Genomic DNA, 26,639 nt, shown 5'->3' with positions numbered 1-26,639 from the left:
CAAATCTAAGGTAGTTATAAATTCAAAGAGCCTGCATAGTAATCATTGATATATTTTTGCAATAACCATTCATACTGCTTCACGAGCAATTGATTCCGACTATTGTCCAATTTATTCTTTGCGGTCAAGAAGACAACAGAATTGCTATTCCCGGCTTCAAAATGAACTTGTGCTATACGAAACGATTCGGTATAGCTCTGCTCTTGTTCCCTTAAGTGTACAATATTACTGCTTACATTTTTTAGATTAAATACAGCCTTTGAAGTTTCCATTCGTAGCTCATTTAAGGCAATTTCCTTTTGTAGTTTAGTCGTCTCTAAATCCAATTTAGCTAATTTCACCTGATTATAGACCGCTAGATTATTAAAAATCGGAATCGCTAGATTTAATGATACAGATTTTCCTAAATTATTATTAAACTGTTTCCAATAACCAAAATCGGCCACATTGGAATAGTTTGTCGACAATCCGGCACTTAAAGAAAGTGATGGCCAATAACTCGATTTTGCTAATTTGATATTTCTTTCAGCTGCTTTTATCCGCCAGTCTAAGGCAGGAATGATGGGCAAACTTTCGCGGGCAGTGGCATATAATTGTGATGAAGTTCTGATTTCGGCATCATGCTTCAGCTCCACAGGTTTCAATTCTCCTAAATCCACTTCTTCTAGATTAAGCAAATTAGCAAGGCGTAGCCGATTCATATATAAGAGCTGCTTATTATTTTCGATCGTATTGATATCATTCGCATATTGACCTTTTAAATCATAATAATCCCCCGGAGCAAATGCACCTTCCGCATGCATCACATCTGCCCTACGCAACTGTTCTTCTGTCACTTCAGTTTGTAATTCCGATTGTTTCAATACATCCTGTGCCGTTAAAATTTGGATATACGCTTCAATAACATCCAGTTTTAATTCATTGATTTGGGTATCAAATTCCAATTTACTTGCTGCTTTTGCATCTGCTTTCATGCGGATATCATGTAAAATACGAAACCCATTAAAAATAGGAACGTTGGCCCCTACTGAAAAGCCACCTGAAGAATTGTTGGTTGTGGTGTATTGATTGAGTGTTTTATCCAAATAGCGTCCGGAGCTCAAGCCATGGTTTAAATTGGCATTGACATCTGGCAGGCGATTGGCTTTTGCTTGATTCAGTTGGATATTCGCACGCTTAACTTCATATCCATTTTGTAACAAGGTCGGATTTTCCTGTACGGCCAATTGCACACATTCGGCAAGTGAGCGTTCTTGAGCATGTATATGTGTCAAACTATAAAAAAAGCATATACTATATAGGACGATTCGTTTCATATTCCATATTTTTGATTCATTAACCATAGGCCATGCCAAACAAACAAGAAGTTAATTATCAGCGCAATAACAAATACGGTTAATGATACATGTTCATCTTCGTACAATCAGGTGTTCGATTACGAACACCTGTCCTTGGATGGATTTATTTGGGGAATTGTATCCAATTTAATCACTGTTTTTATACAGGATGTTCGACTACGTACAGCTAGTGTCCGTAATCGAACAGTGCGACCATTAGCTAAAGCAACCAAATAACTAATTAACAGCAACTTATATTTATGGCACAGCTTTCATAGTTACTTGTGAAATTGATACGAATTATGGACAGACCCTTAGAGAAGAAAAAGTGGAACAATAAACGCATATTAACCTTGGTAGGTATCACAGGTTTGGTCGGTCTTATTTCAGCTAGTTTTTATTTTACAAGTGGAAACAGTAAGCTGAATGTTGAGGCAGACCGTATCTCTATCGTGGAGGTTACCAACAACAATTTTCAGGAATTTATACCCATTAACGGTAGTGTTCTACCGATTAGCAGCATCTATCTAGATGCTTCTGTAGGAGGCCGTGTGGAGGAAAAATATGTAGAAGATGGAGCAATATTAAAAAAAGGTGATCCCATTATGCGTCTTTCCAACATGGATCAGGAACTCAACCTCATACAACAGGAAACCCAGGTATTAAACTTACTTACGCAATCTCAGATTGCTCAAACCAATGCACAACAGGTTTCGATCAACAACCGTAATCAGATGGCTGATGTAGAGCAGGCTTATAAAGAGGCTGAACGGGTATATCAGTTAAATCAAAAATTATTGAACGAGAAAGCTATTGGTTCGCAAGAATTTGAAAAATCTAAAAATGAATATAATTATCAAAAAGAGCGTGTCAATCTGACTAAACAGATTTTAAAGCAAGATGAAGTTTCAACGAACCAAAAAGCAAATCAGGATAAAGAGACTTATCACCGCACACAAAGTGCGTTGGAGTTAATGAAACGAAAAATAGGTGATTTGGTCATCCGTTCCCCTGTTGATGGACAACTGACTTCATTTGACGCGGAAATAGGGCAAAACAAGAATGCTGGAGAAAGATTAGGGCAGATCGATGTATTGACTGGCTTCAAAGTTAGGGCAGATATCGATGAACATTATATCAGCCGGATCTTTCCAGATTTACAGGGAGAATTCAGCATCGGTGATAAAAACTATAAACTGAGTATCAAAAAGGTTTATACACAAGTGACCAATGGTCGCTTTCAAGTCGACATGGAATTTATCAATGAAGTACCTAAAGGTATTCGCCGTGGACAAACCTTACAGATTCGATTGGCTTTAAGCGATGAAACCAAGGCGCTCTTACTGGCTAAAGGAGGTTTCTACCAACAAACTGGTGGTAACTGGATCTTCAAATTAGATAAAAATGGAACAACTGCTTATCGCGTAGACATCCAATTGGGTAGACAGAATCCAGAGTATTACGAAGTCATTAAAGGTTTGCAACCTGGAGATAAAGTTATTGTTTCGAGTTATGAAACTTATGACAAAGTGCAGGAACTGAATATCAAACGATAGTGGTCATCAAAAAGTATACACGCGTTTAATTAAAAAAAACAGAAAAAGAGGACAAAAGTATAGAATGTTCATTGGAATGAGCCCTAAACTGATTAACCAAAACATGCATTAAAATGATTAAGAATTTTTTCACATCCGCCTTTCGTAATCTCTGGAAAACCAAAGGTTATAGCTTTCTGAATATCTTTGGACTAGCCATTGGAATTGCGGCAGCGTCTCTGATTTTTCTATGGGTGGAGAATGAAGTGACCCGAAATGATGTCTCATCGCTTTTCCGCTCGCTTGGTGGTTTATGCAGGACTGGTTAAACTCCTATCATTATAAAATAGAAATAGGTTGGATTGTATTTGCCCTGGCCGCATTAGCTGCCCTAGCAATTGCTACGCTAACGGTAAGCTCACAAGCCTTACGGGCTGCCCTAGCAAATCCAACTAAAACGTTACGGGACGAATAAGGCCTGAATAAAATGGAAGACAACGTAAAAATAAACTTAATTACCCATTGATAACTGAAATAACATACACTTAGCTATGAGCACAAAAAATATGATCAAAATCAGCAACCTTCAAAAGTACTACCGTACAGAAGAAGTGGAAACCGTGGCACTCAACAATTTGAATATCCATGTGAAAGAGGGTGAATTTGTTGCCGTCATGGGCCCCTCAGGATGTGGTAAATCGACTTTGCTCAATATCATAGGTCTCTTAGATGATTTGGATGAAGGAAGCTACCTGTTCAATGATATTGAAGTGGCTAAGTTCAAAGAGCGTGGTCGCTCGGACTTGCGCAAGCACAATATTGGTTTCGTCTTTCAGAGTTTTAACCTCATTGATGAACTGACGGTATTTGAAAACGTTGAACTTCCTTTGGTTTATACCAACGTACCTGCAGCTGAGCGCAAGCGTCGTGTAGAAGAGGTCTTGGAAAAAGTACAGATTATGCACCGTCGCAATCACTTTCCACAACAGCTTTCTGGAGGACAGCAACAACGTGTTGCCGTGGCTCGTGCGGTGGTCAATAATCCTAAACTGATTTTGGCCGATGAACCTACAGGTAACTTGGATTCGAATAATGGTAATGAAGTTATGCAATTATTGACCGAATTGAATGAAGCAGGTACAACGATCGTGATGGTTACCCACAGTGAGCATGATGCTAAATTTTCAGACCGTGTGATCCGCATGCTTGATGGGCAGGTGATTATGGAGACAGCAGCTTTGTAAAGAGAATTGCATACACTGATTGAGGACAAATACCATAACAATACATTAGAACCATATCACTTAGTGATACTCAGCAAAAAATAAAAGAGATATCCATACTCCAACACGAAATAATATGATAAAGAACTATTTGAAGTTAACCTTTCGGAACCTTTGGAAAATCAAAGGATACTCGGCCATCAATATTCTTGGACTAACCGTAGGTTTAACCAGTTTTTTGATCATCTTATTATACCTCAATTATGAGCTGAATTATGATCGTTGGGATCCGGAGTTGGAAAAAGTATACAAAGTTTCTCTACGTAAAGCCGAGAGCGATATTTCTCCCAACACACAAGCTCCTTTGGCAAATTTGTTGCGAGAAAAGGGGTCACAAATAGAAGCAAGTACGAAGATTTCGCCAGATGCCACTTTTGAAGCACCCCTTTCGGTGGGTGAAAAAACATTCTCACAAAGCGGTATGATTTCAGCTGATTCGCTATTTTTCAACGTGTTTCCTTATAAGATCGTAGCGGGTGATGCCTTAAATCCACTGCAAAAACCCAATGCTATGGTCATCAGTGAAGCAATGGCATCCAAGTTTTTCGGAAAAGAAAACCCAATAGGAAAAACCATTAAAGTATTCAATTCGTTTGAGTTGGAGGTCACTGCCGTTATGGAAAATCCAAAAGGACCTACCCACTTAGCTATTGAAATCGTACACCGTTCGCCATTTGAAAATGACAATTATCATTGGGGAAATTGGTCATTCCATACCTATGTCAAAACCAAAAATGTCCTAGCGGGAAATGAGCTAGAATCTGCCATCGATCAGATCTACTACAGGGAAAGACTACAGAAAGAAAAAGGAAAAACTTATCCGGAGTATATCAAATCTACTAATCGTGAAAGTCTTTTTGTCGACGCGGTACATGATATCCATAACTTCCCCAAGTATGGAAGCAGTCAAATTAGTACGATTTCCATTTTACTCATTTTAGCCATATTGTTGCTCTTTACTGGTGCGATTAACTTCAGCAACCTTTCCATTGCTTCCTCTTTGCGTCGTGCTAAGGAAGTGGGTATAAAAAAAGTATTAGGTTCCAGCCGAGGTAATTTATTTTGGCAGTTTATGATCGAGATTGCGTTGCAATGTATCATCGCTTTACTCCTATCCATCTTAATTCTGAGCATCGCTATTCCCTATTTCAATCGTGAATTCCACGTATCGCTAAGCTTATTCGGACTAGGTTCTTCTTGGACATTAATAGCCCAAGTCATCGGATGTCTCCTAGTAGTCACCTTACTTTCTGGTCTTTACCCCGCTATTTTCCTCTCGCGCTACAATACGACAAAGGTACTTAAAGGTGATTATTCTACGGGTAAACAGGGGCTTGCTTTGCGCAATGGGTTGATCGTGGTTCAGTTTGTGGTAGCTGCTTTTTTCATTATCAGCATCGTTGTTGTCAACCGTCAATTAACGTATATGCAGCATTCGGACAAGGGTTTTTCTAGCGAACAGGTATTACGTGTACAGGCATTCATGATGAAAACTCGAGAAGAGAATTTTGATCAGGTGAAAAATGAACTGCTTCGTATCCCAGGGGTACAGTCCGTAGCGAAAACAACAAAAGTACCTGGCGATGTTTTATCGGATACGTCGACCACAGACTTTAAACATAAAGGTGAATCGTATCGCATGGGATCGGTCAAGGTTAGTCAGGATTATTTTAAAACACTCCATATCGATTTAGTTGACGGTAGGTTATTCAATAATAACCATGGGGACCAACATACCCGTTCGGCGATTATTAATGAAGCTGCTGCTTATAAACTAGGCCTTCAACACGCAAACGGCGGGATGTATATCAGCTACCTTGGTTGTGACAGCATCCCTATTGAAGTGGTTGGAATCGTAAAAAACTTCAATGTATCGGGTTTTGAGCAAGAAATACAACCTACAGTCTTCACCATTGGTAATGAAGCTTGTTACTTTCAATCTGGTGGTGCCATATTGATTAAAATTTCTGGCAGTGATAGCCACAAAACGGTTGCGGGAATTGAAAAACTTTGGAAAGATATCGAACCAGGTTTAGGCATCCGCTACTCCTTTTTAGATGAAAATTTTCAGCAATTATTTGCCAGTCATATCCGTTTGCAACGCATTGTTACCTTTTTCGGATTTACGGCTATTGCGTTGGCCATTGTGGGCCTTTTCGCGCTTACCGCTTTTTTGATCGGACGTCGGACGAAAGAAATCAGTATCCGTAAAATATTGGGTGCAGACTTGGGCGATCTAGGTATTTTACTTGGTAAGGATTTTATTCGACTTGTGGCATTGGCGGTATTGATTGCTCTCCCTCTTGGCTGGTGGGCAGCTGATGCTTGGCTACAAAGCTTTGTCTACCGGATATCGCTTAATGTGTGGCTATTCACGATTTCTGCTGCTGTCCTTCTCGTCATCGCAGCCTGTACGATAGGTGTCCATATCTTAAAAGCATCGCGTTCGAATATTTCTGACAACCTGAGGAATGAGTAAAAAGTAATGGTGCCTTTACAGGCAATAAAATTAGTGTTATAAAAAATACCATGTTAAAAAATTATATCAAAATCGCTTGGCGTAGCCTTTGGAAGAATCGTTTTTTCAGTATGCTAAACATTTTTGGCTTAGCCATCAGTTTAGCCATTGCTATCTTATTGATTACCTATGGCCGTCAAGAATTAAGTTATAATGGACAATTTAAGAAAGAGGCTGACATTTATCGTGTCATCATGCAGGCAAATGCTGAATACAATCACGAAAAATGGAGTAACCTTCCTAATGCTGTTGGCCCAGCAATGCAGAGTGACATTCCGGAAGTAAATACAACTGCTCGTTTGGTACGCTTAGATTTTACTGGATTTGGTTCTATTCGTGCTAATGATCATAATTTCATTGAAAAAAACATTTACCTCACGGATTCTTCCCTGTTTAATCTTTTCGATGTGGAATTTACAGAAGGAAATAGCCTTACCGCTTTTTCGACCCCCAATAGTGTCGTCATTTCTTCCAGTAAGAAGGACAAAATATTTGGTAAAGAACCTGCATTAAACCAAAAAATAATCATCAATCAGCGAGATACACTCAACATATCGGGCGTATTTCAGGACTTCCCGGTGAATAGTTCTTTTGAAGGAGACATTTTCCTGAATATCCTGGATTCGTGGATGGGTAAAAATGTCCATTGGTCCAATGCCAGCTATTTTACTTTTTGTTTGTTGAACAAACATGCTGACCCTACAATCATAGCAGAAAAGGCGACCGCTCTCATTGATAAATATGTACCAAAAGAGAATCAATACTTGACCCAATTTCATTTACAACCGTTATCGCATGTTTACCTAAATTCACAGGATTTACGGGATAATATGTCCACCCGTAAAGGAAATATGAAAACGGTAAATACTGTATTTTTCCTTTCTTTTCTTATTATTCTTATCGCTTGCATTAACTACATGAACTTAGCGACTGCCCGCTCCCAAAAAAATGGTAAGGAAGTCGGAATTAATAAAGTATTGGGTGCCCACCGCAACCAAATCAAGTTGCGATTTTACCTTGAAACAGGAATTATCGCCTTTTTTTCCATTATGTTTGGATTGTTGTTGGCAATAATAGCCCTCCCTTCGTTCAGCCATGTCATTGGCTCTGACATTACCATTGCTAACCTGCTCAGCATGGCGAATATAGGTATCTCTTTGGCCATATGGTTCATCATAACACTCCTGGGGGGAAGTTATCCAGCCTTCGTGATGGCCAATATCCCAAGCCTTTCGTTGATGAAAAACAGCATCACGCAAAGTAAAATTGCACAGTACCTTCGTAACGGATTGGTTATATTCCAATTCACCTGTTCCATTGTTTTGATTATTGGTGTTATCATTATTTCCTTACAAATGCATCATATCTCTGAAAAGGACCTCGGCTATCAACCAACCAACATCGTTACGATGCCAATACGTTACATCACATCGATGGATAAGTTGAAAAATTTAAATGAGTCCATTCAAAGTTTGACTGGTACCCAAAGTATTGCTACGCTACAGACCTTCCCAGGTTTTGGTGAAAGTGGCAAAAAAATCCATCGTCCTGGCGAGACTAAAGAAGGCTTACCGGTCAATACCTCCAGTAGTTTAGGAGCCGTAGTTCCTACCCTTGGTCTTCACCTCATTGCTGGGAAAGATTTACCGAATGACTTAGCACCTACGGATTCCTCCTGCTACATGTTGATCAATGAAGTGATTGCGTCTTATTTAGGTTATACAAACCCCAATGAGGCTGTGGGACAGATTATTCCCACTGAACTATCTCCCCGCACAACTATTGTAGGGGTGGTACGCAACTTTAATTTTCAAAGTTTAAAAGATGCTGTAGGTGGTTATATGTATTATCGCACCAATAGCCCGAATGAAAGCTACCGCTACTTACTCATTCGTTACGATACGCAAAGCGTACCATCTTATATCGCTCAGATACAGCAATTATTCAATCAGCAGTTCCCTGAAGTGGCATTCGATTACCAATTTTTAGACGAACACATCCAGAAATATTACACAGCGGAAAACCGAACAAACCATATCATTTCAACCTTCTCAGTGCTCACCATTTTTATTGCCTGTTTGGGTTTATTTGGATTGGCTGCTTTCACTGCGGAACAACGAAAAAAAGAAATTGGCGTTCGGAAGGTTTTAGGGTCAAGTTCCTTTAAAATTGTTCAATTGCTCTCCACGAAATTTATAGGCTTAATTATCCTGTCTTTACTTATCGCGACCCCTATAGCTTGGTGGATATTCTCTCATTGGCTACAAGACTTTAATGATAAGATTACATTTCCATTGTGGTCATTTGCGGTCGCTGGGGTATTTGCGCTAAGCATTGCTTTAATTACAGTAGGCTATCAGGCATTAAAAGCCGCCCTTATAAACCCCGTAGAAAGTTTACGTGATGAATAGCGATAGATGAATAAAGGTTAAAATCATAAATCCATGATAACATCTTAAAAAACAACAGCCATGATCAAGAGCTACATCAAAATAGCAGTAAGAAACCTAAAGCGGAATATTTCGATTTCATTAATCAACGTATGTGGATTGGCTTTAGGCATCTCGACATGCTTACTCATCAGCCTATATATTACGGATGAGCTCAGCTATGATCGGTACAATAAACAAGCCGACCGCATCGTTCGTGTTGTTTTTAAAGGAAATGTAAAAGGGGGTGATATCAAGGAAGCTCATGTCATGCCGCCTGTAGCGTCTACCATGAAGGCTGAATTAACGGATGTCCAAGAAACTGCCCGTCTACGAATAGGTGGTACCCCACTATTTCAAGTTGGTGACAAAGTTTTCCACGAAGAGCAGCTGGCTTATGTGGATGCATCCTTCTTTAGCATGTTTACATTACCCTTATTAAAAGGAGATATGCTGACGGCACTGGCAGAACCTAATACCGCCATCATATCTGAAAAAATGGCTCAAAAGTACTTCAATACGATTGATGTAATCGGAAAAGAGTTGCCGATGAAAGGGAGTGAGTCTATTTTAAAAATAACAGGTGTGATGCAGGCCATCCCCAAAAATTCTCATTTCAATTTTGATATCTTCACTTCTATTGAAGCCCTCGAAGATGCTAGGTCCACTTCCTGGATGACCTCCGAATATTATACGTATGCCCTATTGAAAAAGGATGCTTCTCTAAAACAGGTTGAAAGCAAGCTCGCTTCTTTATTTGATAAACATGTAGGGCCACAGTTTATGGCTGGTTTTGGAATGAGTTATGAGGATTATAAAAAAACTGGAAATAATATTGGACTTTACCTGCAACCTTTAACCGATATCCACTTACATTCCGATTTCGTTTACGACCTAAGCCCTTCTGGAAATATCAGCTACCTCTACATTTTTGGCGTAATCGGCCTTTTTATGCTATTGATCGCTACCATCAATTTCATGAACCTATCCACTGCCAGTGGATCTAAAAGATTTAAAGAAATTGGCGTAAGAAAAGTCTTGGGAGCGGGAAAGCAAAAGTTATTGATCCAATTTTTCACAGAGGGGATTCTCATCACTTATATCGCACTCCTATTGGCAGTGGTTATTGTCCTGCTCAGCCTCCCAGTATTCAATCATTTTTCAGGAAAATCGCTAGAGATACAACAGCTATCTCCATTTACAACCATTCCCATGTTAATTGGTTTTGGTTTACTGATTGGATTATTCTCGAGTAGCTACCCTGCTTTATATTTATCTTCCTTTAATCCAATAATGATCTTAAGAAACAGATTTAATGTTTCGACAAAAGGTTTGGGACTACGGAGTGGTCTCGTGGTATTTCAATTTATAGTTTCAGTGGGTTTGATCTTTTGTACGGTCGTGGTTAGCCGCCAACTGGATTTCATGCGCCATATCAAATTGGGTTACGATAAGGAAAATGTTATTATTGTTCAAAGTTGGCCTTTAGGTTCAAATGAAAAAGCATTTGCAGACCGATTGGCTCAAGATAGTCGGATATTACATATCTCCCACTCTTCTTACCTACCCGCTGGAGCGACCTATAATAACAATTTTTTCATCTACCCTAAGGAGAGCCCAAATCAATGGGTAAAAACACTGCGATATGATGTAGACGATCAATACATTCCTACCATGGGAATGAAGTTAAAGGAGGGACGCAATTTTTCAAAGACATATGGTAACGACAGCCTTTCGGTAGTCATCAATGAAACAGCAGCTAAAAATCTGGGGTGGAATGACAATATCATTGGAAGAACATTGACTGATAAGGATAATCAGATACTACAGGTGATTGGTGTGGTCGAAGATTTTCATTTCAAGCCCCTACATGAAACCATTGCTCCCTTAGTGATGGTCTTAAGTGATCAGGCAGGAAATCTGATTATCAAAACCAAAGCAACAAACATGGAAAAATTACTGACAACAGTAAAACAGCAGTACAATGCCTTTCCTTCAGATCTTCCTTTCGACTATTCTTTTCTTGATGAGCGCTATAACCAAACCTATCAATCGGAACTTAAGACTGGACAGCTTTTAACCATTTTTGCGACACTGACCATTTTTGTAGCCTGTTTGGGACTACTGGGCTTGGCCATATTCACTGCACATCAACGTAAAAAAGAAATCGGGATTCGAAAAGTCATCGGGGCTAAGGTATCCGATATTGCGCGGATGTTATCCTTCGAATTTATCCGGCTGGTGTTCATCGCCATCATCATCGCATCGCCTATAGCTTGGTGGATGATGCACATGTGGTTGCAAGACTTTGCTTATCGTATCCAGGTGCAATGGTGGATGTTTGCTGTCGCAGGACTTCTAGCCATCATCATCGCTTTATTTACGGTCAGTACCCAAGCCATCCGAGCGGCAATAGCCAATCCCGTTAATAGTTTAAAAGATGAATAATGCAATTAAAGCTTAAATGCTCCAACGAAATTAACTACCTAAATTATAAAAAATGATTAAGAACTATATAAAAACCGCATGGAGAAACCTTTGGAAAAACAAGGGTTACTCTTCCATCAACATCGTTGGGTTAGCCATAGGCTTAGCTTGCTGTTTATTAATCGTCTTATATATTCATGATGAGCTATCTTATGATAAATACCATGTTAAAAAAGACCGTATTTACCGCGTTATCAATTCTTTCGAAGACAACGAAAAACTAATCAGACATAATGTATGGGGGGTTGCCCCTATAGGTCCAGCTTTAAAAGCAGATTTTCCAGAAGTCAAAAATGTGGTTCAATTTTCAGGAGTAACCTCTATTTCTTTAAAAAATAAAGAAAAGGTATTCCAAGAAGAACGTATCTTTTTCATGGATTCTACTGCCTTTGATGTTTTTAGCTGGAAAGTATTGGCTGGTAATCCAACAACCGCTTTGACAGCACCCTATACTGTTGTCTTAACAGCAAGTACAGCCAAAAAATATTTTGGCAATGAAAATCCGATTGGCAAAACACTTGAAGGGGGACTTGCCGCTGGACGTGCAGACCCGGGACTATACAAAGTCACAGCGGTTATTGAAGATGTGCCTACCAACTCTCACTTTACATTTGATGCCTTGTTGTCGATGAGTACATTTAAACAAGCGCGTTCAGATGTTTTTGACTCTTGGGGATATGTCGATTTTTATACCTACATACTGGTATCCGATCAATTTAACCTTTCTAATTTTAATCAGAAAATTCCTCAATTTCTCGAAAAGCATGTTCCTTCTGCAAAAGGTAAATTTAAATTCTATCTTGAACCGATGCTGGATGCGTATATGCATTCGGCTGCAGGTAGACAGCCCGGTGTAACAGGTAGTGTACAGAATCTATACATATTTGCCATCATAGGTCTATTTATCCTTTTTATAGCTTGTGTAAATTTCATGAATTTGGCGACTTCCCGATCTATGGAAAGAGCAAAAGAAGTAGGTGTCCGTAAAGCTATCGGTGCAAACCACCGTAATTTGATCTTTCAATTTATGTGTGAATCGTTAGCTTTAGTTTTTATCGCGGCATTACTGGCGTTGCTATTGGTTATCATTCTTCTTCCTTCCATGGAGGCCTTTGCAGGAAAACACTTTGCCTGGAGCAATCTATTCAATTTGACCACACTCGGTATCTTCTTGGGTATTGTGACGATAACCAGTATTGTTGCAGCCAGTTATCCTGCTTTTATTTTAGCGCGTTTTAAACCTATTGAAGTTTTAAAGGGAACATTTAAAACTGCTGCTGGAGGCCAATTTTTAAGAAAAGGATTAGTGATCTTTCAATTCGGTTTATCCATTGTGCTTATTTCAGGAACCTGTATTGTCTTTTCACAATTATATCACCTGCAACATACGAATCTTGGTTTTCAGCAAGATCAGATGCTTGTTATCGATTATAATTTTGACGATGAGGTCAACAAAAATTTAGAAGCAATTAAAAATACGTTTAAGAGAGATAAAGACGTCATTGCGGTATCATCATCGCGCAGTGTTCCGGGTACATTTTTCCCTAATGCTGGCACAGAGATAGAATCTACTGAAGGAAAAATGGTTCAAATGGGTCCTGCACTTTTTGAGGTGGATATTGATTTTATCCCTAACATGGGTATTGAAATGGTGGCAGGACGGGCTTATTCCCGGGATTTTCCCGCCGACACTGCGCATTCCATGATCATCAATGAAGCTGCCGCTAAACTCTGGGGTTATAGCAATCCGCAGGAGATTATTGGGAAACGATTTGCTCAATGGGGTAAAGAGGGACAGGTTATTGGCGTTGTAAAAGATTTTAATTACCTATCTCTACATAATAAGGTTGAAGCACTTGCTTTACGATTAGAGCCGTCGAGCAGCAAGTTTATAACGATTAAATTACAGCAAGCAAATCAACCGGAAACTATTGCCCGAATCGAAAAGATCTGGACAGGTCTCGCTCCCCAGATTCCATTTAATTATACATTTTTGGATCAGAGTTTTAAACGTCAATATGAAGCAGATTACCGCTTCCAAAGAATTTTCACCACCTTTTCAGGATTTGCTCTTTTTATTGCCTGTTTAGGACTCTTAGGTCTGGTTACTTATACTGCGCAACAACGTACTAAAGAGATTGGAATTCGTAAAGTCTTGGGAGCAAGTGTTTTTGGAATCATACAATTATTGTCTCTTGATTTTATCAAACTTGTCTTTATTGCTATCTGTATCGCGACACCTATCGCGTATTGGGCGATGCATAAATGGTTGGATAATTTTGCTTACCATATTGATATGCATTGGTGGATGTTTGCCGTAGCTGGCGTAAGTGCCTTGCTCATTGCCTTGTTAACAGTCAGTTACCAGGCTTTAAAAGCAGCTAAAGCTAATCCAGTAACAAGTTTACGGGATCAGTAACTTTTCTTAAAGTGTACGCTTACGAACGCTAAGTGTTCGTAAGCGTACACTTTAACGAATGAAAAAAAATAGCTAAAAATCTATATATGAGCGAATTAAAACAATGGCTTAGGTATTGGACTTTAAAATTAAATAGAAAATTCGAAAAGTGATAACTACCAACTAGAACATAATTTCCTTATGATTTTTAAATATATCAAAACTGGATGGCGTAATCTTAAAAAAAGTAAGTTTTACACAGCCATCAATATTTTAGGACTTTCCATCAGTATTGCGGCTGCCATCTTGATCTTATTTTGGGTACAGGATGAAATTAGTTATGACCGGTTTCACCAAGATTACAAACGTATCTACAATGTTCATCACATTTGGAAAGACGGAGATAAGGAACAAATTTCCAATAGTACACCTGGCCCTGTTGGCTTTTATGCAAAAGACGTCCCTGCCATTGAAACATCTGTCAGGATAGCGACTGAAGATTATGGAATCATAAGTTTAAAGGAGCAAAAAGACGTCTATACGGGACTTGCGATAGCCTATGCTGATAGTTCGTTCTTTAAGTTCTTTTCATTCCCTATTCTACAATCCAGTAAGCCTAATTTATTGACAAACATAGACGAGGTCACCATTAGCGAAACGCTGCGTCAAAAACTTTTCAATGGACAAGATGCCTTAGGCAAAACGCTCCTATTAGGTAAAATACCATTTTTAGTGACAGGGATCTTTGCGGATATGCCTCAACACTCATCAATCAAATATGATGCTATATTTCCCATGGGATATCTTGCTAAATCATTTACTGAAAATGGTGGCAATGGGGCATGGAAAACGATTGATGAAGATTTGGGTAATTATTACTTTAGTACCTATTTAAAATTAAATCCAGCAGCTGATCCGGAACAAGCAATTGCACACATTAATAACGCATATATCAAAGCACGGAAAGGAGATACAAAGACTACCTTCCAACTTGGATCACTTACTGATCAGCATTTGATCGCTCCAGACGGTAATAAATCGGCATTGCGCATGGTGCAGATTTTTGGAATAGTGGCCTTGCTATTATTGTTTATTGGTGCTATCAACTATGTCAACCTTTCTACTGCCAGAGCTATGGATAGGGCGAAGGAAGTCAGTATCCGAAAAATTGTAGGAGCCAGTCGAAAGCAGTTGTTCTTTCAATTTATGGCCGAAACCTTCTTAACCTTTATTATAGCGACTTTTGTCGCCGCTCTCTGGGTTGGATTATCCTTCTCTGCGTACAACAGCATCTCTGGGAAATCAATGGTTTTTAACCTGTATAATCCTGCACTTTGGATTTTAATTGGGTCTGCATTATTGTTGACAGTATTACTGTCTAGCATCTACCCATCCATTCAACTATCCTCGTTTAAACCAATAGCAGCATTAAAAGGTAAATCATCGAAGCCTAATAATAGTATTTTTCGAAAAGCTTTGGTCGTATTTCAATATGTAACTTCGATTATTTTGATCATCTGTACTTTAGTCATTCAAAAACAGATGAAATTTATCCGTGAATTTAACCTAGGGTACGACACTTCGTATATTTTTACTGTAAAGCTGAATGAAGGGGCCTTTGAAAATAAATCCACTGTAGCTGCTAAACTTGCCGAAGATCCTAGCATTGTTTCTTATTCCATCAATGGTTTTTACGACCCCATGAGTTATGGCAATTCTACCAGCGATATCGATTGGCCAAACCGTCCAAAAGATTATTCGCTCATTGTTGGTAGAGCTACTATAGACAAAAATTTCATTCCATTAATGGGTATGAAATTTGTTGAGGGTGGTAATATCAAAGGTGTGCCTGCTGACTCTTCAAGTTATATTATCAACGAAACCATGGCCAAACAGATGGGGTTGAAACAACCTTATGTGGGAGCTCAAATGTCGTTGCATGACGTACCTGGGACAGTCGTTGGAGTAGTGAAGGACTTCAACTTCAATAATTTGAAAAAACCGATTGGTCCGATGGTCTTTTGGACACATAGTTTCGCAGGTACATTGTATATCAAAACCACAGCTTTAAATGCACAAAAAGCGATTGAAAAAGTAAAAACGATTTACAATAGTTATCCTTCGGAACAACCTTTTGAATATACTTTTTTGGATAGTAAGTTTGATCAGATGTACAAGTCGGATTTACGTACCGGACTGCTTTTCAACATCTTTGCTTCGATTGCAATTTTTGTTTCTTCACTGGGACTCTTAGCTTTAGCGGCCAATTCAGCCCAGACAAAAGTGAAAGAAATCGGAATCCGCAAAGTTTTAGGTGCAACCATACCACAAATCGTTCAATTACTGGGAAAAGAATTTGTTGGTTTATTGGTCATTTCTATTTTAATTTCAGGCCCCTTATCTTGGTACTTTTCAAATGAATGGTTGACCAATTTTAGTTTTAGAACGGACTTGAATATCGGGTTGTTCTTAATCGGTGGAAGCATCGCACTACTGCTAGCAGGATTGACCATTGGTTATCAAGCTATACGAGCAGCGAAGGTAAATGTCATCGATAGTTTAAGGGATGAGTAATTATAATATGTTGAGTTTGTTAAGTGTTAAGTATAAGAATGAAGGTCGTCGATTTATTGAAATCGACGGCTTTCTATGTTAAAAAAAAAGATAATATTAATTGACCCAATCGATTTAATAACCGACCAATCATGATAAAGAATTATATCAAAATCGCCTGGCGAAGTATTTTTTCTAATAAATTCTATACTGCCATTAATATTTTAGGATTGTCGGCGGGACTAGTCGTAGGCATATTTCTCATGCTTTGGATACAGGATGAATTATCCTTCGACCGATTCCATAAGAATGAGCGGGTTATTTACAAAATAGGCATTGAAGGAGGCACTGGAATATCTAAAAAAATCTTTGAGAATATTATTGCCCCTGTCGGAACTGTTGCAAAAAAAGAGATTCCGGAAGTTAAAGATGCCGTACGTATATTCAAAATTGGTGATGCTCCTATCAAGTATAAAGAAAAAAGATTTATCGAAAAAAGTTTCGCTTTTGTAGATCCTAGCTACTTTTCTGTTTTTAGTTTCCCTTTAATTCAAGGCAACAAGCAGTTACCATTTCCTGACAACAATTCGATCATCATCACAGCAAGTACCGCTCGTCGTTATTTTGGTGATGAAAACGCAATTGGTAAGACTGTCACGATTGGAGTAGATGAGCTATGTGTGGTGTCTGGTGTTATAGCAGATTACCCCGAAAACTCGAGTATGCAATTTCAGGTCCTTCTTCCCATTTCGAGATTCAATGAGCAAGCATATATAAAAAAGAAAACCACCTACGACAATAAGACCTATTTGTCATCAATGGATATGGATTGGTCTAGTTTTTCATTTGAGACTTATCTGATGTTAACACCGCATGCGAACTTAACTGCTTTAACCCAAAAATTACAGCAGATACATGAACGCAATAAGCCAGAGGATACACCTGTACCCTATGTGGCCCAACCTTTGTCTCAAGTACACTTGTACCACATGGATGGCAGCGATGGTGGAATCGGTACGGTACATATTTTTATAGGCGTTGCCCTGATGATTCTGGTGATAGCAAGTATTAATTACATCAATCTGTCGACCGCGCGCTCCTTATATCGTGCAAAAGAGGTTGGTATTCGCAAAATTATAGGTGCAGGAAGAAAAGAACTTTTTTTTCAATTCATCTTAGAGACTACGATGTTATTCCTTTTTGCTGTGGCAATAGCACTAACCGTTGTTTTCATTTTCCTCCCGCTTTTCAATAGCTTCTCTGGTAAACAGCTATCTCTTCATATAAATCAGATTAATTTATGGTGCTATATCTTGATCTTACTTGTTGGTACATTGCTGCTTGTAAGTATCTATCCTGCATTTTTACTTTCAACTTTTGACCCTATCCAGGTATTAAAAGGTAATCTTGGTATAAAGAAATCAAGTTTTCGCAAGGTATTGGTCATCTTGCAGTTTACTGTTTCTATTGTTCTAATAACAATGACTCTTGTAATCGGTCGGCAATTAGAGTTTATACGCAGCAAAAATCTCGGTTACGAAAAGAGTCATATCTTTTCGGTTCCTATGGGTCCAAAAATGGGGCAACATTTTGATGCTATCAAAAATGAATTGCTAAAAAACGAAGGGATAAGTGATGTCATCCGACTTGGCCGAGATATGGTTTATGGTGGTGATGCTACAGGAGATAACGATTGGGAGGGAAAACCTGCAAAGTCAAATCTTTGGTTTAATATTACACATTCAGATCAACATACGCTCGATTTCTTTAAGATAAAACTATTAGAAGGACGAAATTTCACCGGTTCATTGGCGGACTCTACTCATTTCATCATTAATGAAACGGCTGTCAGAGAAATGGGATTAAAAAATCCTATTGGCACACGTTTGAGAATCAGAACTGTACCGGGAACCATTATTGGTGTTGTAAAGGATTTTAATTATGCTAGTGTACGTCAGAAGATCGAACCTATCGTCTTCAAGTTTAATCCAAAAGATGCTTGGCAGCTTTATATAAAAACAAATGAAAATAAAACTGTTGCTGCTATACATGTCATGGAACAAGTTTGGAAGCAATATTATAATGATATGCCTTTCACTTACAATTTCCTAGATGAAAGCTATCAAAAATTGTATACTACTGACCAAAAACAAGGCACAATCTTTAATTTCTTTGCAATAATAACAATATTAATATCCTGTTTAGGACTTTTAGGTTTATGTACGTATACGGCAAAAGTGAAAACCAAGGAAATTGGAATTAGAAAGGTGCTCGGCGCAACAGTATTCAATATTATTCAAATGCTCAATAAGGAATTTTTCATCTTGGTTATTATAGCAAATATAATTGCCATACCTATTGCTTTATATTTTGCTACAAACTGGCTTCAGGAGTTTGCTTTTAGAACTACCCTACCGATATCAGTGTTTTTTCTCTCGGGTATTTTGACTCTTTTAATCACATTACTTACCGTGAGCTTTCAATCTATCAAAGCAGCAATCGTTAACCCTGTAAACAGTTTAAGAGACGAATGATTTCATATATTCAAATAAAGAGACCCTCAATAAGATAATTGTTCAAAAATTATGATAAAGCTATTTTTCAAAACTTTCTTACGTAATATAAAAATTAGTCCATTACATGCAGCGATCAACATTATCGGTCTTGCTCTTGGTTTCACCGTTGCATTGGTAAGTACGCTTTGGATATGGAAACAGTTTTCCTTTGATAAAAACTTTAAGAACTATGATAGCATATATCAAGTCATGGTTACCGGCACTTTCAATAATGAGATATCGACCGACCCGTCAACACCGATTCCGTTGGCAAAACTGATCGAATCTGATTATAAAAATGAAATGGAGGAAGTCACCTTGACGACAGGTTTAGAAAATAGCAGTTTGAAAGTTGGTGACAAAAAACTAACTGCAAACGGGTTCTATACTTTAGGGAAGTTTACCGAAATTTTTAGTTTTGAAGCCACACAAGGAGAAATCTCTACTCCTACTCGAGCTAATACATTCATTATCTCACAATCATTGGCCTCCCGTTTATTTGGAAATGAAAATGCTATTGGAAAAATTGTACAGTTTAATGGAAAGGAGCAATACCAAGTAAAAGGTGTTTATACCGACTTACCTAATAACAGTACCTTTTACGGATTGGACTATATACTTCCAATTTCAGACTATTTACAAAAAAATGAAGGGATTTCAGATGGATGGAACAATTGCTACTTTAATACCTATGTTAAGATATCCAACAACGCGCTTATTTCTTCACTTGAATCAAAGCTAACGAATTTTTTCAAAACGAAACTTACGGATATCAAACCAGAAATACTCCTGCATCCCATGGCAAAATGGCATCTATTTGAGTCTTTTAAAAATGGTAAAAATAATGGTGGACAGATTCAATATGTTTGGATGTTTGCCCTTATCAGTATCTTGATCCTCGCATTGGCCTGTATCAACTTTATCAATCTCAGTACGGCTAGAAGTCTAAAAAAAGGTAAAGAAATTGGCGTCCTTAAATCCATAGGGGTCAATAGAAAACAGCTCATTCAAGGTTTTTTGGTGGAATCGATATGTTCGGTAGGTGTTGCCTATATCTTCTCTTTATTATTCACCCTTTTGCTTTTACCTTGGATAAATAAACTTACACAAGCTCAACTTGAACTTCCTTGGAATTCTCCGCTATTTTATTGTATATCTTTAGTAGCGATTATACTGCTTGGATTATTAGCAGGCATTTATCCTTCATTGTTTCTTTCCTCTTTCAATCCGATTCTTGCACTTAAGGGAAAACTGCAGTTCAGCAAAGGAAGGTTTCAACCGCGCAAAGTCATGGTGGTGGTTCAGTTTGCTATTTCTATCTTTATGATGATTGCTACCTACCTGGTCATACAGCAATTATACCATGTCAAAAATCGACCGATCGGTTATAACAATCATAATTTAGTTAATGTAACAAGCAGCAGTACAGAAATCATCAAAAATTTTGACGTCCTTAAGCGGAACCTACAAAATGAAAGTCTCATTCAAGAAGCCACACTTTCTTCCAACTTTGTCAATAACCTTGGACTATCGGGTGGCGGATTTATTTGGGAAGGTAACGACCCTATAGCGGGTTCAATAATGGGTATCTCTTCTGTAGATGAAAATTTTGCAAATACGGTACAATGGGATTTTATAAAAGGTAGAAACTTCTCCAAAGATTTCAAGACTGACTCCGCTGGTGTTATTCTGAATGAAGCTGCCGCAAAATTTATGGGATTGACTTCATTGACGAGCAAAGAAATAACGAAATGGGGAAATACCTATAAAATCTTGGGTGTTATCCAAAATACCGTTTCACAATCTCCTTTCAAATCTATAATACCAACCGTTTATTTCTTAGACTTCCTGCCTAGAAATAAGATTACTCTTCGCTTAAAAGATGGGAAGGATCAAAGTGAAACGCTCAAGGCTATCGGAAAGATGTTCACTGCCATAGATCCTAATCTTGTATTTGAATATACTTTTACGGATCAAGTCTACGCTAAACAGTTCGTGCAGATGGAGATGATTCGAAGTCTGACCAGCCTGTTTACCGGCCTAGCAATTTTAATCTCTTGTCTTGGACTATATGCGCTTGTTTCTTTCTTAACCGAACAACGCGAGAAAGAAATTGGTATCCGTAAAGTACTTGGGGCTTCCGAACTGAGTTTGTGGCGATTGCTTTCTACTGAATATATTTGGCTGACAATAATTGGTTTTGCTATAGCCGCACCATTAGCATACCTATTTATGGAGAAATGGTTAGAAAATTATGTTTATCGTATTTCTATAAACTGGTCTATTTTTATTGTGACAGGTGTCCTCGCTTTATTGATAACACTTGCGACCGTAAGTTTTCAGGCCATTAAATCAGCATTGGCAAATCCAGTTGACTCTTTAAAGAATAAATAAGGGCGGATGTTCGAGAACGAACGATCAACTGTCCGTTTTCGAACAACTCGAAAGTGGGTGAATGACAACAAATTATTAATAATCAATACATTATAACTATGGCAATGCAATTGTCTTTCATCACTGTGAACCCTTAACTTAACGATTAAACTATCGCTTCTAGCTAATAAACACTAGCAAAAGGCATAATGCATTACAATCCATGAGACTGAACTATATCAAATTCGCTTGGCGTAATCTTTGGAAAAACAAAGGATATGCCACTATCAATATCACAGGACTAGCCATTGGAATGACTGCAGTCTTGCTTATTGGCATTTGGGTACAAAATCAATTTCAATTTGACAATTTCTATAGCAATAAAGACAATCTCTATAGACTTTGGAACAAATATGAGGATGAAGGAGAAATCGGACTGCAGAATATCACATCGGGAAAAGCATCTCCCGCTCTAATAGCCGAATATCCCGAAGTGGAGCATACTGCTCGCATGTATTGGGACACGGATAGATTATTATCCTTTGGCGATAAAAAAATCAAATCTAAAGGAACTGAGGTTGACGCATCTTTTATCCAAATGTTTGATTTTAAATTCTTGAAAGGTAATCGAAATCAAGCTCTTGGGGATCCGAAAAATATCGTCTTGACCAAAAGCCTCGCGGAAAATATATTTGGCGATACAGATCCATTGGACAAAACCCTTATTCTAGACAATAAAGAACCTTATAAAGTAACCGGAATCATAGCGGATTTGCCTAGCAATACCGATTTTAATTTCACCTATTTAATTCCCTTGAGCAAGGCAGATAGCTATTCCCCTAATTGGAATACGAATACATTCTTAACTTACATACAACTTAAAGATGGAACAGATGTCACTGCTTTCAATAAAAAACTCGTCAATATCATAGCCAATAAAACGAGTAATGAACTGAAAGGATCGCTCTTCTTATACCCCGTATCCAAAATGCACCTGTATTCAAAATTTGAACAGGGCATCCCCGTTGGTGGTAAGATAGATCAGGTAAAACTAGTTGCTGGCATTGGGCTACTGATTCTGTTGATTGCATGTATCAATTTCATTAATCTCAGTACCGATCGGAGCCAAAAAAGAGCAAAAGAAGTAGCTGTACGTAAAGTCGTGGGTGCTCAACGCAGCAGTTTAATCACACAGTTTTTAATGGAATCGGTCTTACTTTCTTTCATTTCAGGAATTCTCGCTCTAGCTTTAACGACCTTGGTACTTCCGCTATTCAATAAGATATTGGACAAACCATTGGAATTTTCGCTAGCTGATCCTATGATTTGGGCTTGTTTAATCGGATTTATACTATTAACAGGAGCACTGGCAGGATTATACCCTGCCTTTGTCCTATCCTCTTTCAAACCCATTAAATCATTGAAAGTATTTGGAAATTCTAAAAAATTTAATCTCAATTTCCGTGAAATACTAGTTATTTTCCAATTTGGAATTGCCATTGTCTTGATTATTGCTACTCTAATTATACGTAAGCAGGTTGAATATGCAGGCAAACGCGACGTTGGTTATTCTGCCTCGCAACTTATCGAAATCCCTATGGAGGGTGATATGAACGATAATTATGAGGTCCTCAAATCTGAATTGATCAATAAGGGCATTGCGCAAGCTGTAACACGAACCGGATGGTCAATTACCAATAATGCGTCAAGCGCCAGTGGTAGTTTTTCATGGGAGGGGTCAACGCCTGAACAGGGTGAAAAAATCGTATTTAATATCTCCAAAGCAGAAAGTGATTTTGTAAAAACGCTTGAATTAAAATTATTGGAAGGCCGTGATATTGATTATGAACGATTGGCAGCTGATAGTGCATCTGTATTGGTAAATGAAACTGCCATCAAAGAAATGAAATTAAAAAATCCCATTGGAAGTTACTTTAAATGGGGGAATAAGACATTTACTATCGTAGGGGTAGTAAATGATTACATTAGTGGTTCGCCTTATAGTCCAGTAACACCTTTACTCATCTATCCAACAAAACAATGGTTGTTTAATATGGTCGTACGTACCAATGTATCGTCTTCCATGGAACAGAATTTGAAACAAATGGAACAGCTTCTCAAAAAATTCAATCCAGCCTATCCTTTCGAATACAAATTTGTCGACCAACAGTTTGCTGCCAAGTTTAAAGAGCAACAGCAAACAGCACAACTCGCATTCATATTCTCGTCTTTGGCTATTTTTATTTCATGCCTTGGGTTATTTGGTTTAGCGTCCTATATCACAGAACTGCGCACGAAAGAAATTGGTATCCGGAAAGTACTGGGAGCATCTGTATCAGGTATTACGGGTATGCTATCAAAAGATTTTATCAAGTTAGTTCTAATCGCGATTCTTATTGCCTCTCCTATCGCTTGGTGGGCCATGTACAAATGGTTACAGGATTTTCCTTACCGCATCGATATGCAATGGTCGGTATTTGTTTTAGCAGGTTTAGCTGCTTTAACCTTGGCAATTGTTACCATAAGCATGCAATCGATAAAAGCTGCGCTTTCAAATCCTGTAAAAAGTTTACGTGATGAGTAATACAATCAGAAGATTAGCGTTGTTCGGTCTTGAACAGACACTGTTCGAAATCGAACACTTAAACCTTCTGTAATTAATTGTTAGCATTTGACCAGCAGATAGTTATATAAATGGATTGAAGATTGGTATTGTAAATTTCAACTGTAAGTAAATTGTAGCGCAATAGTATCTGTGAACTCATATGATTAATAAGCTAAAGAGAAAACCATGATTAAAAATTATATCAAAATCGCTTGGCGTAATTTATTAAAAAATAAAACTTTTTCTTTCATCAATATCATTGGCTTGGCTATTGGCATGGCAGGTGCTTTGCTCATCGCATTGTGGCTACAGAATATGTTGACCATGGATCGCTTTCATGAGAAGAGCGACAGACTCTACATCATCAGTAATCACGACACTTACCAAGGGGAGATACATGCGTGGACCAATACGCCCAAAATAATGGGTCCTACCTTAAAAAATGATTTTCCAGAAATTGAAAGTTTTAGCCGTATAGATGATGGCAATGAATTCTTAACAACTTATGGTAACAAAAAATTAGTATCCAGTGCCAGTTTTGTTGATCCTGGTTTTTTTAAGATGTTTAGTTACCCTTTGGTAATAGGAGACAAAACGAATCTTCTTAAAGATGCCAATTCAGTTGTAATCACTGAAAAATATGCTAAATCTCTTTTTGGAGATGAAGATCCTATAGGAAAATCTATTAAAATAGAATCCGATAACTTGGTCACAGTTCAGGCTGTAATTAAAGATCCTACAAGTTATAGCAGTATCCAATTTGATTATCTCCTATCATGGGACTTTGCGAAAAAATTAGGATTTGTTGACGAAAACTGGTCCAATAATTCGACCTATACTTATATTTTACTGAAAGAAGGGACGTCTCTATCAAAATTTAATAATAAGATCAAACTTGTTAGCCAAAAACATGTAAACGTAGGCAACAATAAAATTAAGTCAACAAATGAGATTTTCGCATTCCCATACAAAGACACCTATTTATATAATAAAAGCATAAATGGAGCATATACTGCAGGTCGTATTCAATTGGTTCATTTATTTACTTGGATTGGAGCATTTATCTTGCTTGTAGCCTGCATCAATTTTATGAACTTAAGTACAGCGCGTTCTGAAAGAAGAGCCAAAGAAGTGGGTGTCCGCAAAGTGGTAGGTGCTGATCGCAAAAGTTTAATTTTTCAATTTATTGTAGAAAGTATCTTAATCAGTTTTGCAGCCATGATCGTTGCCATCATTTGCATCCTATTGGTCCTACCAGCTTTTAACAATTTGGTTGAAAAAAACCTCACGATATCCGTGCTATCAGGAAGCACTTGGCTATTTTTAATAGGGTTCACTTTACTGACGGGTGTCTTAGCAGGAAGTTATCCCGCATTTTTCCTTTCCGCATTCAAACCATTGAAAACCCTGAAGGGAAAATTGAACACTTATAATAAAGGTATCAGCGTGCGTTCCATTTTAGTAATCATACAATTTTCACTCGCGATTATTTTGACTATAGCAACTATAATCGTTTCCCAACAGATCCGACATACGAAGGATCGCGATCGGGGGTATAATGATAATGGATTACTAACGTCACGGTTTTCGGGAGAACTAGACAAAAATTATTTGAGTCTCCGTAATGAATTACTAGCCAGCAATGCCGTACTTTCGGTATCGAAAAACATGTCTCCTGTGACAGACCGATACAGTAATGGCTGGGGATTCAGCTGGCCTGGAAGTAATGAAAGTGATAAAAAAATATCTTTCAATCGTTTCAGTACCGATGCTGATGCCGTGAAAAACCTGGGATTCACACTGGTGACGGGACGTGATATTGATGTATACAAATATAAGACCGACAGCAATGCAATGCTGTTAACAGAAACTGCTGTTCGGAATATGCGTTTACAAAATCCGTTGGGTCAAACCATCAATGGCGACGGTAAAGACTGGACTGTAGTTGGTGTAATTAAAGATTTTATTGTTGAATCTCCGTTTGATGAAATCATACCTATGGTTATATTCGGTCCTAGGTCTTGGTTTACAAATATTCATTACCGATTAAATCCAAACAATGATACCGCAACCAATTTAAAAACGATAGCAGCTATTTTCAAAAAATTCAATCCTGATTACCCTTTTGAATATAAATTCATTGATAAAAATTTTGAAACAAAATTTAAAGAAACACAATCCATTGGTACGATTTCTATGCTTTTTGCAGGCTTGACCATTTTTATTTCTTGTTTGGGATTATTTGCCTTAATTGCCTATATGGCGGAAACACGTATGAAAGAAATTGCTGTTCGGAAGGTACTGGGGGCTAGTATTGCTCAAATTACGGCATTACTTTCGACTGACTTTCTCAAATTGGTGATTATCGCTATACTAATTGCTTCTCCTATTGCGTGGTGGACGATGGATATGTGGTTGAAAGATTATAGCTATCGCATTGAAATCCAATGGCAATATTTTGGCATTGCAGGTCTTATGGCTATTATCATCAGCTTAGTAACCATCAGTTACCAAGCGATAAGAGCAGCACTTGGCAACCCTGTTGATAGTTTGCGTGATGAATAAT

13 protein-coding genes are annotated in these 26,639 nt (G+C 38.1%); 12 read left to right on the top strand and 1 reads right to left on the bottom strand.

Annotated elements, in window-relative coordinates; genetic code table 11:
* Nucleotides 1–14: 14 nt before the first annotated feature.
* The gene (locus KO02_RS03980; protein WP_158500263.1) at nucleotides 15–1,316 is read right to left on the bottom strand and encodes a TolC family protein; all 1,302 of its coding nucleotides are present in this window, start codon (nucleotides 1,314–1,316) and stop codon (nucleotides 15–17) included.
* A 323-nt stretch (nucleotides 1,317–1,639) separates the two neighbouring features.
* Here KO02_RS03980 and KO02_RS03975 point away from each other — a divergent pair, with 323 nt between their 5' ends.
* The 12 genes from KO02_RS03975 (at nucleotide 1,640) to KO02_RS03925 (ending at nucleotide 26,638) form a co-directional block, all read left to right on the top strand.
* On the top strand, nucleotides 1,640–2,893 hold the full coding sequence (locus KO02_RS03975) for an efflux RND transporter periplasmic adaptor subunit (RefSeq protein ID WP_038696042.1): 1,254 nt from the start codon (nucleotides 1,640–1,642) through the stop codon (nucleotides 2,891–2,893).
* Nucleotides 2,894–3,185: 292 nt separating this feature from the next.
* The gene (locus KO02_RS23720; RefSeq protein WP_158500262.1) at nucleotides 3,186–3,347 is read left to right on the top strand and encodes a hypothetical protein; all 162 of its coding nucleotides are present in this window, start codon (nucleotides 3,186–3,188) and stop codon (nucleotides 3,345–3,347) included.
* 91 nt (nucleotides 3,348–3,438) lie between these two features.
* Nucleotides 3,439–4,116, top strand: coding sequence for an ABC transporter ATP-binding protein (locus tag KO02_RS03970; protein WP_038702102.1), 678 nt, complete (start codon nucleotides 3,439–3,441; stop codon nucleotides 4,114–4,116).
* Nucleotides 4,117–4,231: 115 nt separating this feature from the next.
* On the top strand, nucleotides 4,232–6,634 hold the full coding sequence (locus tag KO02_RS03965; RefSeq protein ID WP_038696040.1) for an ABC transporter permease: 2,403 nt from the start codon (nucleotides 4,232–4,234) through the stop codon (nucleotides 6,632–6,634).
* Between the two features lie 50 nt (nucleotides 6,635–6,684).
* Nucleotides 6,685–9,084, top strand: a complete 2,400-nt coding sequence (locus KO02_RS03960; RefSeq protein ID WP_038696039.1) for an ABC transporter permease — start codon at nucleotides 6,685–6,687, stop codon at nucleotides 9,082–9,084.
* Nucleotides 9,085–9,144: 60 nt separating this feature from the next.
* A complete protein-coding gene (locus tag KO02_RS03955; RefSeq protein ID WP_038696037.1) occupies nucleotides 9,145–11,550 on the top strand; it encodes an ABC transporter permease in 2,406 nt (801 codons plus the stop codon).
* Nucleotides 11,551–11,602: 52 nt separating this feature from the next.
* Entirely contained in the window at nucleotides 11,603–14,008 is a 2,406-nt protein-coding gene (locus tag KO02_RS03950) for an ABC transporter permease (protein WP_038696035.1), read from the top strand.
* Between the two features lie 180 nt (nucleotides 14,009–14,188).
* Nucleotides 14,189–16,561: an ABC transporter permease gene (locus tag KO02_RS03945; protein WP_038696033.1), complete on the top strand. Its 2,373-nt coding sequence runs from the start codon at nucleotides 14,189–14,191 to the stop codon at nucleotides 16,559–16,561.
* A 131-nt stretch (nucleotides 16,562–16,692) separates the two neighbouring features.
* Nucleotides 16,693–19,074 carry an ABC transporter permease gene (locus tag KO02_RS03940; protein ID WP_038696031.1) on the top strand — a complete coding sequence of 794 codons (2,382 nt, stop codon included), beginning with the start codon at nucleotides 16,693–16,695 and terminating at the stop codon, nucleotides 19,072–19,074.
* Between the two features lie 51 nt (nucleotides 19,075–19,125).
* Nucleotides 19,126–21,489: an ABC transporter permease gene (locus tag KO02_RS03935; RefSeq protein ID WP_038696029.1), complete on the top strand. Its 2,364-nt coding sequence runs from the start codon at nucleotides 19,126–19,128 to the stop codon at nucleotides 21,487–21,489.
* A 202-nt stretch (nucleotides 21,490–21,691) separates the two neighbouring features.
* On the top strand, nucleotides 21,692–24,052 hold the full coding sequence (locus tag KO02_RS03930) for an ABC transporter permease (protein ID WP_038696027.1): 2,361 nt from the start codon (nucleotides 21,692–21,694) through the stop codon (nucleotides 24,050–24,052).
* Nucleotides 24,053–24,259: 207 nt separating this feature from the next.
* Nucleotides 24,260–26,638: an ABC transporter permease gene (locus tag KO02_RS03925; RefSeq protein ID WP_038696025.1), complete on the top strand. Its 2,379-nt coding sequence runs from the start codon at nucleotides 24,260–24,262 to the stop codon at nucleotides 26,636–26,638.
* The last annotated feature ends 1 nt before the right edge of the window (nucleotide 26,639 follow it).

Source organism: Sphingobacterium sp. ML3W, from assembly GCF_000747525.1.
Taxonomy (GTDB): Bacteria; Bacteroidota; Bacteroidia; order Sphingobacteriales; family Sphingobacteriaceae; genus Sphingobacterium.
The sequence above is the reverse complement of the archived record's forward strand: the minus strand, read 5'-3'. Positions and strand labels throughout refer to the sequence as shown.